Here is a 12,536-nt window from a genome sequence, read left to right as displayed (position 1 = left end):
ACGGCACTTGCGTTCAGCGCGCCGCTCCGCTACGGATCGCGCGGCTGTGGCTGTGCACTTCGTCGACGAGTTCGGCGACGTGATCGGGCGACGTGAATTGCGAGATACCGTGGCCGAGGTTGAATACGTGGCCGGGATGGTTGCCGTAGCTGTCGAGCACCGCACGCGCCTGTTCGCGCACCGCGGCCGGCGGCGCAAACAGGATCGTCGGATCGAGGTTGCCCTGCAGCGCGACCCGCCCGCCGACGCGCTCGCGCGCGGCGCCGAGGTTGACCGTCCAGTCGAGCCCGACCGCGTCGACGCCGGTCGCCGCGATCTCTTCGAGCCACAGCCCGCCGCCCTTCGTGAACGTGATCACCGGCACGCGCTCGCCGTCGTGCTCGCGCTTGAGCTGCGACACCACGCGGCGGATGTAGTCGAGCGAGAAACGCTGGTATGCGCCGTCGGCCAGCGCGCCGCCCCACGTATCGAAGATCATCACGGCCTGTGCGCCCGCTTCGATCTGCGCGTTCAGGTACGCGGCCACCGCCTGCGCGTTCACGTCGAGGATCCGGTGCATCAGGTCGGGGCGCGAATACGCCATCGACTTCACCGTACGGAAATCGTCCGACCCGCCGCCTTCGACCATGTAGCACGCGAGCGTCCACGGGCTGCCCGAGAAGCCGATCAGCGGCACGCGCTGGCGGCCCTGGCCGTCGGTGAGCGCACGGCGGATCTCGCGCACGGCGCCCGTCACGTAGCCGAGCGTCTCCTCGATGTCCGGCACCGCGAGCTTCGCGACGTCGGCCTCGGTGCGCACCGGATGCGCGAACTTCGGCCCTTCGCCGACCTGGAAGTCGAGGCCGAGCCCCATCGCGTCCGGAATCGTCAGGATGTCCGAGAACAGGATCGCGGCGTCGAGCGGGAAGCGCTCGAGCGGCTGCAGCGTGACCTCGGTCGCGTAGTCGGGATTCTTCGCGAGACCGAGGAAGCTGCCGGCGCGCGCACGCGTCGCGTTGTATTCGGGCAGGTAGCGGCCGGCCTGGCGCATCAGCCAGATCGGCGTGTAGTCGGTCGGCTCGCGCAGAAGCGCACGCAGGAAGGTGTCGTTGAGCAGGTTATGGGCCACGGTAGGAGCGACGAGCGAAGGCAAAGCGGCATTTTACCGGACAGCCGCCCTCCGGCTGCGCATGCCGACACGATGGCGGCCATATGACGCGCGCGATGGCTCCGTTATGATCGGACGCTTATATCGAACGAAACGAAGGAGGGAGACCGATGAAGACATTCGCCACGCTCGCCGCGGCCGCGCTGCTCTGCTGCGCCGCCGCGCACGCGCAGACCGCCACGGGCACCGCCGCCGCCGCGCCGGGCGCCGGTTCGCGGCTCGACGACGTGCTCGCACGCGGCACGCTGCGCGTGTGCACGACGGGCGACTACAAGCCGTATTCGTACTACCGCGCGGACGGCCGTTTCGAGGGCATCGACATCGACATGGCCGAATCGCTCGCGAAATCGCTCGGCGTGAAAACCGACTTCGTGAAGACGAGCTGGCCGAACCTGACCGCCGATTTCGTCGCGAAATGCGACATCGCGGTGGGCGGCGTGTCGACGACGCTCGAGCGCCAGAAGCGCGTGTTCTTCACGCAGCCGTACGTCGTCGACGGCAAGACGCCGATCGTGCGCTGCGCGGACGCCGACAAGTACCAGACCGTCGCGCAGATCGACCGGCCCGAGACGCGCGTGATCGTGAACCCGGGCGGCACCAACGAGCGTTTCGCGAAGCAGTTCTTCACGCATGCGAACCTGACCGTCTATCCGGACAACGTGACGATCTTCAAGCAAATCCTCGCGGGCAAGGCCGACGTGATGGTGACGGACGCGTCCGAGACGCAGCTGCAGCAAAAGCTGAATCCGGGGCTGTGCTCGGTGCATCCGGACAAGCCGTTCCAGTTCGGCGAGAAGGCGTACATGGTGCCGCGCGGCGATGTCGTGTTCCAGCAGTACGTTGACCAGTGGCTGCATCTCGCGCTGTCGACCGGCGAATACCAGGCGATTTCGGACAAATGGCTGAAGTGAGCGCGCCTGCGCGCGGCGGCCGATAACGGGCCTCGACCCCGCGGCCGCTGCCTCCCGAATGCGCGGCATGGCGGCGGCAAACCTGCCGCCGTTACACATCGCCGTCGTGCCGCCGCGCCCGGCGATCACGGCAAAACCATTTGAATCGGCCGTTCGGCCGACTTCCGCGCATTCCAATCACGTTTCAAAATCTTTCTGACGAATGAATCGTCATACGCGGTATCGGTCATGCCGCGCACTTTCTCGCGTGAAAATCGGCAATTCATCGCGCCCGATACGCATGAAAAACGCATCGCGCGCATGCGCTGAAAACGCTGCGGAAAATATGGGTAAAAATGACCTTTTTCAGGACCCCGAAAACAGCAAAAAATCCCGCCAAGCCTTATCTGGCGGGCGTTACAACCTGAAACACTTTGTTACCGCGACGGGTCATTAATTCGCCCACAATGGCCTCAACGGTTTCAACACGGATGCGGTCTCGTGTGCCAAGTGTGAGCGGACGCGAAGCGCTGCGAGCCAGTCGGTCACGTACCGAAGCCCTTCCGAGGGGCATCCCTGTTGGAGTCGTTTCCGGCCCCCGCCGGATTCGGTTTCATCTTTGGTCTCCTCGCGCTAACCCCGTAGCGTGTGGTTTTTAGCGGGCTAATAAGCCCGCTTTTTTTCGTCCATCGAAAGCGTAGCGACCTGCATAGGGCGGCCCGCAGGCCGCCACGTTTTTTCCCGCCGCCGCGCCGCGTCAAGCGGTCTTCTGCACGTCGAGTTTCAGTTCCTCGATCATCCGGTCGCGCATCACGAACTTCTGCACCTTGCCCGTCACCGTCATCGGCAGCTCGTCGACGAAGCGGATGTAGCGCGGAATCTTGTAATGCGCGATCTGCCCGCTGCAGAACGCACGCACGTCGTCCTCGGTCATCTGCTCGTCCGCGCGCAGCACGATCCACGCACACAGCTCCTCGCCGTATTTCGCATCGGGCACGCCGAAGACCTGCGCGTTCTGGATCTTCGGATGCCGAAACAGAAACTCCTCGATCTCGCGCGGATAGACGTTCTCGCCGCCGCGGATCACCATGTCCTTCAGGCGGCCGACGATGTTGCAGTAGCCGTCCGCGTCGAGCGTCGCGAGGTCGCCCGTGTGCATCCAGCCGTCGACCAGCACCTCGCGCGTCTTCGCGTCGTCGGCCCAGTAGCCGAGCATCACCGAATAGCCCTTCGTGCACAGCTCGCCCGTTGCGCCGACCGGCACGATGTCGCCGCTCGCATCGACGATCTTCACTTCCAGGTGCGGCTGGATGCGGCCGACCGTCGTCGTGCGCTTCTCGAGCGGATCGTCGGTCGAACTCTGGAACGACACGGGGCTCGTCTCCGTCATCCCGTATGCGATCGTGATCTCCGACAGGTGCATCTGCGACACGACGCGCTTCATCGTCTCGATCGGGCACGGCGAGCCGGCCATGATCCCGGTGCGCAGCGTCGACAGGTCAAACGTCGGGAACGCCGGATGATCGAGCTCCGCGATGAACATCGTCGGCACGCCGTGCAGCGCGGTGCAGCGCTCGCCGGCCACGGCCGCGAGCGTCGCGACCGGGTCGAACGCCTCGCCCGGGAACACCATCGCCGCGCCCTTCGACACGCAGGCGAGCACGGCCAGCACCATCCCGAAGCAGTGGTACAGCGGCACGGGGATGCACAGCGTGTCCTGCTCGGTGAAGCGCATCGCGGTCGCGATCGAGCGCCCGTTGTTGACGACGTTGCGATGCGTGAGCGTCGCGCCCTTCGGGCTGCCCGTCGTACCGCTCGTGAACTGGATATTGATCGGGTCGTTGGCCGTGAGCGACGCGCCGATCGCATCGAGCAACGCGGGATCGACCGCCTGGCGGCCGCGCGTCATCACGTCCGCGAAGCGGAACATGCCGGCCGGCGCGACGTCGCCCATCGACACGACCGTGCGCAGGCTCGGCACGCGTGCCGCATGCAGGTCGCCCGGCGTCGCGGTCGCGAGCTCCGGCGCGATGGTCTGCAGCATCTCGACATAGGCCGACGACTTGAAGCGCTCGGCCGAGATCACGGCCTTGCAGCCGACCTTGTTCAGCGCGTATTCGAGCTCGGCGAGCCGGTAGGCCGGATTCAGGTTGACGAGCACCGCGCCGATCCGCGCGGTCGCGAACTGCGTGAGCAGCCATTCGCTGCGGTTCGGCGACCAGATGCCGACGCGGTCGCCCTTCACGATGCCGAGCGCGGCCAGGCCAGCCGCGAGCACGTCGACCTCGTTCGCGAACTCGCGCCAGGTCCAGCGAACCTGCTGCTCGCGGAAGACGACGGCCGGACGGTCGGGAAAGCGGCCCGCCGTGTCGAGCAGGAACCGGCCGATCGTCGCGTCGGATAGCGGCACGTCGGTCGCGCCGCGCACGTACGACAAGCCGTTCTCGGGCGCGATCAGCGCCTCCTTGCCAAGGTCTGCTGCCATCGATGTCTCCGTCCGTTTTTGTCTGATCGGCCCGCGCGCGCCTGCTGCGCGCGCCTCCGCCGCAACGATCGCGACGGGCAGCCTCACCGCGAATGATGCCGCGCTCCGCTGACGACACTCTGACATCGAATCGCGGCGGACGGGTGAAATAGCACGACCGGACGAAATGATCCGACCCGCAAAAAAACAGACAAAAACGGCAGACGAAAAAAAAGCAGCCCGAAGGCTGCTTTCTTTCGCGGGATACGCGGCGCGGCTTAGTGCCGGCTGCGGATCTTCGCCAGACGCTGGATCGCTTCGAGCTGCGCCATCGCGGTCGCGAGCTCGGATTGCGCCTTCGCGAGGTCGAGATCCGACTTCGCGTTCTGCAGCGTTTCCTCGGCACGCTTGCGTGCTTCCTCGGCTTTCGCCGCGTCGAGGTCCTTGCCGCGGATCGCGGTATCGGCGAGCACCGTCACGGCGCCCGGCTGCACTTCGAGAATGCCGCCCGCGACGAACACGAATTCGTCGTTGCCGCCCTCGACTTCGATGCGCACCGCACCCGGACGAATCCGCGTGATCAGCGGCGTGTGGCCCGGCAGAATACCCAGCTCACCCGTTTCGCCCGGCAGCGCGACGAATTTCGCCTCGCCCGAGAAGATCTGCTCTTCCGCGCTGACGACGTCTACTTTGATGGTTGCCATATCGACTCCGATCTCATCCACAGGTTGAGCGTATTGCGGCCGACGCGGGCGGCCGGATAAGTCATCGCTGACTCATTGCTCCGGCCGGCACACGCCGGCTTGCGACTCACTCAAGCCTTTACTGGATCTTCTTGGCCTTCTCGAAGGCTTCGTCGATCGTGCCGACCATGTAGAACGCCTGTTCCGGCAGGTGGTCGCACTCGCCGTCGACGATCATCTTGAAGCCGCGGATCGTTTCCTTCAGCGGCACGTACTTGCCCGGCGAGCCCGTGAACACTTCAGCAACGTGGAACGGCTGCGACAGGAAACGCTGGATCTTACGTGCACGTGCGACCGACAGCTTGTCTTCCGGCGACAGTTCGTCCATGCCCAGAATCGCGATGATGTCTCGCAGTTCCTTGTAGCGCTGCAGCGTCTGCTGAACGCGACGGGTGATCGAGTAGTGCTCTTCACCGATCACGTTCGGGTCGATCTGGCGCGACGTCGAGTCGAGCGGGTCGACCGCCGGGTAGATACCCAGCGAAGCGATGTCACGCGACAGAACGACGGTTGCGTCCAGGTGGCCGAAGGTCGTAGCCGGCGACGGGTCGGTCAAGTCATCCGCAGGGACGTACACGGCCTGGACCGACGTAATCGAGCCCTTCTTGGTCGACGTGATGCGCTCTTGCAGCTTGCCCATTTCTTCAGCCAGCGTCGGCTGATAGCCCACTGCCGACGGCATACGGCCGAGCAGTGCCGACACTTCGGTACCGGCCAGCGTGAAACGGTAGATGTTGTCGACGAAGAACAGCACGTCGAGGCCTTCGTCACGGAAGTGCTCGGCCATCGTCAGACCGGTCAGCGCGACGCGCAGACGGTTGCCCGGCGGCTCGTTCATCTGGCCGTACACCAGCGCGACCTTGTCGAGAACGTTCGAGTCCTTCATTTCGTGGTAGAAGTCGTTCCCTTCACGGGTACGCTCGCCCACGCCCGCGAACACGGAGTAACCGCCGTGTTCCTTCGCGATGTTGTTGATGAGCTCCATCATGTTGACGGTCTTGCCCACGCCGGCACCGCCGAACAGGCCGACCTTGCCGCCCTTTGCGAACGGGCAGATCAGGTCGATGACCTTGATACCCGTTTCGAGCAGTTCGGTCGACGGCGACAGTTCGTCGAACGCCGGAGCCTTCTGGTGGATCGAACGCGTCACGTCGCTTTCGATCGGGCCAGCTTCATCGATCGGACGGCCGAGGACGTCCATGATCCGGCCGAGGGTCGGCTTGCCGACCGGCACCGAGATCGGCTTTGCCGTGTTCTTCACGGTCAGGCCGCGGCGCAGGCCGTCGGATGCACCCAGACAAATGGTACGGACCACGCCGTCACCCAGCTGCTGCTGGACTTCGAGCGTCAGTTCCGAGCCATCGAGAATGAGCGCGTCGTAGATCTTCGGCATGCTGTCGCGCGGGAATTCCACGTCGATAACGGCGCCGATGCACTGTACGATCTTGCCTTCTACCAAAGCAGCAGTACTCATCGCTTTTCCTTTAAATACCTGATTCTTTACTCGCGCAAAGGCGCAGTTGTCGTCCCGGGCGCGCGCTTAAACAGCGGCTGCGCCGCCGACGATCTCCGACAGTTCTTTCGTGATCGCGGCCTGACGGCTCTTGTTGTATACGAGCTGCAGTTCGCTGATCACCGTCTTCGCGTTGTCGGACGCGGCCTTCATCGCGACCATGCGCGCCGATTGCTCGGACGCCATGTTTTCCGCGACGGCCTGGTACACCAGCGCCTCGACGTAACGCACGAGCAGTTCGTCGACGACTGCCTGCGCGTCCGGCTCGTAGATGTAGTCCCACGACGTCGCCGGCGTACCGTCATCGGCTTCGAAGTGTTCCGACGACAGCGGCAGCAGCTGCTCGATCACGGCTTCCTGCTTCATCGTGTTGACGAAGCGCGTGTAAGCGATATAAACCGCCGACAGCTTGCCTTCCGAGTACAGATCGAGCTGCGTCTTCACGGCGCCGATCAGCTTGTCCAGGTGCGGGGTATCGCCGAGGTGCACGACCTGCGACATCACCTTCGCGCCGAAGCGGTTCAGGAACCCGAGGCCCTTGCTACCGATCGCGGTGGCTTCGACCTTCTGGCCCTTCTCTTCCAGCTCCTTGAACTTCTGCACCGTCGCACGCAGCACGTTGGTGTTCAGACCACCGCACAGACCCTTGTCCGTCGTGACGAGGATGATGCCGGCCGTCTGCGCGCCGTCGTTCGCCACCATGAACGGGTGGCGGTACTCCGGGTTCGCACGGCTCATGTGCGCGGCGATGGCACGGACCTTGTCTGCATACGGACGAGCGGCGCGCATGCGTTCCTGCGCGCGACGCATCTTCGATGCAGCCACCATCTCCATCGCCTTCGTGATCTTGCGCGTGTTCTGCACGCTCTTGATCTTGCCGCGAATTTCCTTCATTCCAGCCATAGCTTGCTCCTTGACCGAAGCGGCGCGGGTGCTCGGCACCCGCGCGGCCTCAGTGTGTCACTCGCGGATCAATAGGCACCGGACTTCTTGAAGGATTCGATCGCCGAGCGCAGTGCGCCTTCGTCGTCCTTCGAGAGATCCTTGGTGTCTTCGATGCGCTTGATGAGGTCAGCGTGGCTGGTCTTCAGGTTTTCGCGCAGGCCCTTCTCGAACGACAGCACTTGCTTGACGTCGAGGTCGTCGAGGTAGCCGTTGTTCGCGGCGTACAGCGACACGGCCAGTTCCCAGACCTGCAGCGGCTGGTACTGCGGCTGCTTCAGCAGTTCCGTCACGCGGCGGCCGCGCTCGAGCTGCTTGCGGGTCGCTTCGTCGAGGTCCGATGCGAACTGCGCGAATGCAGCCAGTTCACGGTACTGCGCGAGGTCGGTACGGATACCGCCCGACAGCTTCTTCACGACCTTCGTCTGAGCGGCGCCACCGACGCGCGACACCGACACGCCGGCGTTGATTGCCGGGCGGATGCCTGCGTTGAACAGGTCGGTTTCCAGGAAGATCTGGCCGTCGGTAATCGAGATCACGTTCGTCGGAACGAACGCGGTCACGTCGCCAGCCTGCGTTTCGATGACCGGCAGTGCCGTCAGCGAACCGCTCTTGCCCTTCACTTCACCATTCGTGAACTTCTCGACGTACTCTTCCGACACGCGAGCCGCACGCTCCAGCAGACGCGAGTGCAGATAGAACACGTCGCCCGGGTACGCTTCACGGCCCGGCGGGCGGCGCAGCAGCAGCGAGATCTGACGGTATGCCCAGGCTTGCTTGGTCAAGTCGTCATAGATGATCAGCGCGTCTTGGCCACGGTCGCGGAAGTATTCGCCCATCGTGCAGCCGGCGTACGGTGCGAGGTACTGCATCGCAGCCGAATCCGATGCCGAAGCGGCGACGACGATCGTGTATTCCATCGCGCCCGTTTCTTCGAGCTTGCGAACCACGTTCATGATCGACGAAGCCTTCTGGCCGATCGCGACGTAGATACAGATCAGGTCCTTGCCCTTCTGGTTGATGATCGCGTCGAGCGCCACCGCGGTCTTGCCGCACTGACGGTCGCCGATGATCAGCTCACGCTGGCCACGGCCGATCGGCACCATCGCGTCGATCGACTTGATGCCCGTCTGCACCGGCTGCGACACCGACTTACGCCAGATCACGCCCGGGGCGATCTTTTCGATCGCGTCGGTCAGCTTCGCGTTGACCGGGCCCTTGCCGTCGATCGGGTTGCCGAGCGCATCGACCACGCGGCCGACGAGTTCCGGGCCAACCGGGACTTCGAGAATGCGGCCCGTCGTCTTGACGATGTCGCCTTCCGAGATGTGTTCGTATTCGCCGAGAATCACCGCGCCGACCGAGTCGCGCTCGAGGTTCAGCGCGAGACCGAACGTGTTGCCCGGAAACTCGAGCATTTCGCCCTGCATCACGTCCGACAGGCCGTGGATACGCACGATACCGTCGGTCACGGAGATCACGGTGCCCTGGTTGCGAACGTCTGCGCTCGCTTCAAGGCCCTGGATCCGGCTCTTGATCAGCTCGCTGATCTCAGAGGGATTGAGTTGCATTATTCGCTCCTGATAGTCAATTCTGTTGCGTGCCGGCGTGGCGCTCAGGCGGTCAAGGCAGCCTGCATCGATGCGAGGCGCGCGCGAACCGAGGTGTCGAGCACTTCGTCGCCGACCGTCACGCGCACGCCGCCGATCAGCGACGAATCGACTTCGACCGTCGGTTTCAGCTTGCGCTTGAACTTGCGTTCGAGGCCCGAGACGAGGCTTTCGAGATCCGAGCCGTTCAGCGGGAACGCGCTCACGATCTCGGCGTCGGCTGCGCCTTCACGTTCGTTCTTGAGCGCCTCGAACTGCTCGGCAATTTCCGGCAGCAGCGCGATGCGATGATTGTCGACCAGCATCTGCACGAAGTTCTTCGCTTCGGCGCCGGCCGCGAGCGGCGACTTCACCGCAGCAAGCAGCAACTCGGCTACTTGCGTGCGCGTCACCTTCGGGCTCGACGCGACCGACAGTACTTCCGGCAGACGCGCAACCTGGGCCAGCTCTTGCACGAGCGTGGACCAGGCGGCGATGTCACCGCCCTCGGCCACGCGGAACAGCGCTTCTGCGTAAGGGCGGGCGATGGTTGCAAGTTCGGCCATGATCAGAGCTCGGCTTTCAGTTGATTCAGCAGTTGGGCGTGGGCCGTTTGATCGACTTCGCGCTTCAGGATCTGCTCGGCGCCCTTCACGGCCAGCGCGGCGACTTCGCCACGCAGCGCTTCGCGCGCCTTCACGATTTGCTGTTCTGCTTCCGCCTTCGCCTGAGCGACGATGCGGGCGGCTTCAGCCTGGGCGTTGGCCTTGATTTCCTCGGCGACCGCCTGGGCACGCTTTTCAGCGTCGGCGATGCGCTGCTGGCCGTCATTGCGGGCCTGCGCGAGTTCCTGGTCCACGCGCTTGTGCGCTGCGTCGAGTTCCGCCTTGCCCTTCTCCGCGGCGGCGAGGCCGTCGGCGATCTTCTTCGAACGTTCGTCGAGGGCGTTGATCAACGGCGGCCACACGAATTTCATCGTGAACCACGCGAGGACCAGGAACACGACCATTTGCGCAAACAGAGTTGCGTTGAGATTCACGGTGTTTCCTTATCTGCTATTCCGGAAAAATGAAACGGTAAGGCGCTCATCGAGTTGCATTCGATCAGCGCCCCAAGTCTCCGTTCCGCCCTGCGCCGGCTCACGCCGGACGCATATTTCCGAGGAACCTTAGCCTGCGACGAGCTTCGACAGGAGCGGGTTCGCGAACGCGAACAGCATTGCGACACCAACGCCGATCAGGAATGCAGCGTCGATCAGACCAGCCAGCAGGAACATCTTCGTTTGCAGCGGGTTGATGAGTTCCGGCTGACGTGCGCAGGCTTCGATGTACTTGCCACCCATCAGCGCGATACCGATACAGGCGCCGATTGCACCCAGGCCGATGATGATGCCGATACCGATGGCGGTCAGACCCTGGATGTTGGCGATGTAAGCTTGCATGATCACTCCTTTGTGAAAAGACTTGGAACTGAGATTTAAAAAACTAAAACGGAAACTCTTTCTTGCACGCCGCGCTTAGTGCTTGTCGTGCGCCTGGCCGAGATACACCAGCGTCAGCATCATGAAAATGAATGCCTGCAACAGAACAATCAGGATGTGGAAGATTGCCCAGACGCTACCCGCGATCACATGGCCAACGAAGCCGAGGAACGTTGCGTCGCCACCGAAGCTCCACATGCTGCCGAGCAGGGCGATCAACAGGAACAACAGCTCACCCGCGTACATGTTGCCGAACAGCCGCATACCGAGAGAGACGGTCTTTGCGAGATATTCGACAATGTTGAGCGCGAGGTTCGGGATCCACAGCAGCGGGTGTGCGCCGAACGGTGCCGACAGCAGCTCGTGCACGAAGCCGCCCGCGCCCTTGATCTTGATGCTGTAGTAGATCATCAGGACGAACACGCCGAGCGCGATGCCGAGCGTGCCGTTCAGGTCGGCCGTCGGGACGATGCGATGGTGGGAAATCACGTCCGACAGACCGAGCAGGCCGATCACGCGGCCCGGCAGGTCGACCGGGAGGAAGTCGAGGGAGTTCATCAGCGCGACCCACACGAACACCGTGAGGGCGAGCGGCGCGATGAAGGTACGATTGCCGTGGACGATGGCCTTCGACTGGTCTTCGACCATTTCGACGAGCATCTCGATTGCGCACTGGAAACGGCCCGGCACGCCCGACGTCGCCTTGCGGGCGGCCAGACGCAGCAGGAGGATCGTCACGATGCCGCACACGATCGACCAGAACAGCGTGTCGAGATTCCAGACGTGGATGTCGAAAATCGACGTCTGATGCGAGGTGGAGAAATTCTGCAAGTGGTGCGCAATGTACTCGGACGGATCCGGACCGCGCGTGCCTTCGCTAGCTGCCATATCGTTAATGCCACCCAAATTGTCGAAAATCGTTTTGCCTGTTCCGCAACACGCTATTGCGGGAACGGGCCGGTGCGGTTCGTTGTCGAAACCGCACGCTGCTTGTTCCTTACCGCCAGGCCAGCGCGATCCAGTACGTCTTCAGCACGACGAGGTACGTGACGAGGAACGGCACCCAGTGCACGCCGGCCCAGCCGAACGCCACTGCAGTGAACATCCCGATCGTCAGAGCGAGCTTCAGGGCTTCGCCCATCACCCAGCTCATCACGGTGGCCGAGCCACCTGCCTTCAGTCGTGCCACGAAAACCGCACTGGGCACCCAGCCGATCGCTCCGCCCAGAAACGCGGATTGCGCAGCGGCGCCCGGCGACTTCGAAAACAGCCACCACGCCAGCGTTGCAACCAGGGACAGGACCACTTGCGCGAACACCACCTTGTAGGGGGTCACGCGCGAGGGCTTGCTCACGTCCGGACCGAACAGCCTCTCGGCCTCTGTCCGTGTAAGCGGAACGATGTTGTTATCTTGCTGCTCGACATCCCAGTCATCGGATTCGCGCCACTCGCCGGCCGCCGAAGCGGGGCGTTGCGTGCGCTGATCATCGTGCCTGTCGTCCGGCGCCTGACCCGCCATCGCAATCTTCCGCAAAGTCCTTGAACCCGACCCCAAGCTTTCTGAAAGCTTTCAGGGGTGCCTAGCTAACAAATCCGGGCGATTGTAAGCGATAGTTGCAAGTGATTCAAGGCTTTAGACGCGACAAAAACCTGCGTAAAACGACGCCTCATCATGTGAAAAAACGGGCGATTCGACGACGTACGATGACAGTTGTAAGGTCGCTTTTTTGCACCGGTATTTCTTGCGCGGAAAATGCCGGCGACGGAG

General features: G+C 63.3%; 13 protein-coding genes. 2 read left to right on the top strand and 11 right to left on the bottom strand.

Annotated elements, in window-relative coordinates:
• Positions 1 to 13: 13 nt before the first annotated feature.
• Entirely contained in the window at positions 14 to 1,108 is a 1,095-nt protein-coding gene (gene hemE / locus AC5LXX_RS00570) for a uroporphyrinogen decarboxylase (protein WP_311767306.1), read from the bottom strand.
• A 149-nt stretch (positions 1,109 to 1,257) separates the two neighbouring features.
• Between hemE and AC5LXX_RS00565 the strand changes: the two genes are divergently transcribed.
• Both AC5LXX_RS00565 and AC5LXX_RS00560 read left to right on the top strand, forming a co-directional pair.
• Entirely contained in the window at positions 1,258 to 2,058 is an 801-nt protein-coding gene (locus tag AC5LXX_RS00565) for a transporter substrate-binding domain-containing protein (protein WP_493401986.1), read from the top strand.
• 280 nt (positions 2,059 to 2,338) lie between these two features.
• Positions 2,339 to 2,494, top strand: coding sequence for a hypothetical protein (locus tag AC5LXX_RS00560; RefSeq protein ID WP_185658210.1), 156 nt, complete (start codon positions 2,339 to 2,341; stop codon positions 2,492 to 2,494).
• Positions 2,495 to 2,794: 300 nt separating this feature from the next.
• Here AC5LXX_RS00560 and AC5LXX_RS00555 read toward each other — a convergent pair whose 3' ends face one another.
• From AC5LXX_RS00555 to AC5LXX_RS00510, 10 genes are all read right to left on the bottom strand, one after another.
• Positions 2,795 to 4,522 (bottom strand): AMP-binding protein, encoded by a 1,728-nt coding sequence (locus tag AC5LXX_RS00555; RefSeq protein WP_493410177.1) that lies wholly within the window; start codon positions 4,520 to 4,522, stop codon positions 2,795 to 2,797.
• 257 nt (positions 4,523 to 4,779) lie between these two features.
• Complete coding sequence (locus AC5LXX_RS00550; protein WP_006477288.1) at positions 4,780 to 5,205, bottom strand: F0F1 ATP synthase subunit epsilon; 426 nt, start codon at positions 5,203 to 5,205, stop codon at positions 4,780 to 4,782.
• Positions 5,206 to 5,323: 118 nt separating this feature from the next.
• Complete coding sequence (gene atpD / locus AC5LXX_RS00545; protein WP_006477287.1) at positions 5,324 to 6,718, bottom strand: F0F1 ATP synthase subunit beta; 1,395 nt, start codon at positions 6,716 to 6,718, stop codon at positions 5,324 to 5,326.
• Between the two features lie 66 nt (positions 6,719 to 6,784).
• A complete protein-coding gene (gene atpG, locus AC5LXX_RS00540; RefSeq protein ID WP_057927954.1) occupies positions 6,785 to 7,660 on the bottom strand; it encodes a F0F1 ATP synthase subunit gamma in 876 nt (291 codons plus the stop codon).
• Between the two features lie 68 nt (positions 7,661 to 7,728).
• Positions 7,729 to 9,270, bottom strand: a complete 1,542-nt coding sequence (gene atpA / locus AC5LXX_RS00535; RefSeq protein WP_021160444.1) for a F0F1 ATP synthase subunit alpha — start codon at positions 9,268 to 9,270, stop codon at positions 7,729 to 7,731.
• A 44-nt stretch (positions 9,271 to 9,314) separates the two neighbouring features.
• Positions 9,315 to 9,854 carry a F0F1 ATP synthase subunit delta gene (locus AC5LXX_RS00530; protein WP_124454628.1) on the bottom strand — a complete coding sequence of 180 codons (540 nt, stop codon included), beginning with the start codon at positions 9,852 to 9,854 and terminating at the stop codon, positions 9,315 to 9,317.
• 2 nt (positions 9,855 to 9,856) lie between these two features.
• Positions 9,857 to 10,327 carry a F0F1 ATP synthase subunit B gene (locus AC5LXX_RS00525; RefSeq protein ID WP_006477283.1) on the bottom strand — a complete coding sequence of 157 codons (471 nt, stop codon included), beginning with the start codon at positions 10,325 to 10,327 and terminating at the stop codon, positions 9,857 to 9,859.
• A 129-nt stretch (positions 10,328 to 10,456) separates the two neighbouring features.
• A complete protein-coding gene (gene atpE / locus AC5LXX_RS00520; RefSeq protein ID WP_021160442.1) occupies positions 10,457 to 10,729 on the bottom strand; it encodes a F0F1 ATP synthase subunit C in 273 nt (90 codons plus the stop codon).
• Positions 10,730 to 10,804: 75 nt separating this feature from the next.
• On the bottom strand, positions 10,805 to 11,656 hold the full coding sequence (atpB, locus tag AC5LXX_RS00515) for a F0F1 ATP synthase subunit A (protein ID WP_039351439.1): 852 nt from the start codon (positions 11,654 to 11,656) through the stop codon (positions 10,805 to 10,807).
• 109 nt (positions 11,657 to 11,765) lie between these two features.
• Positions 11,766 to 12,287, bottom strand: a complete 522-nt coding sequence (locus AC5LXX_RS00510) for an ATP synthase subunit I (RefSeq protein ID WP_124454626.1) — start codon at positions 12,285 to 12,287, stop codon at positions 11,766 to 11,768.
• Between the last annotated feature and the right edge of the window lie 249 nt (positions 12,288 to 12,536).

The sequence above is a fragment of the Burkholderia torrens genome, assembly GCF_984668525.1.
The sequence above is the reverse complement of the archived record's forward strand: the minus strand, read 5'-3'. Positions and strand labels throughout refer to the sequence as shown.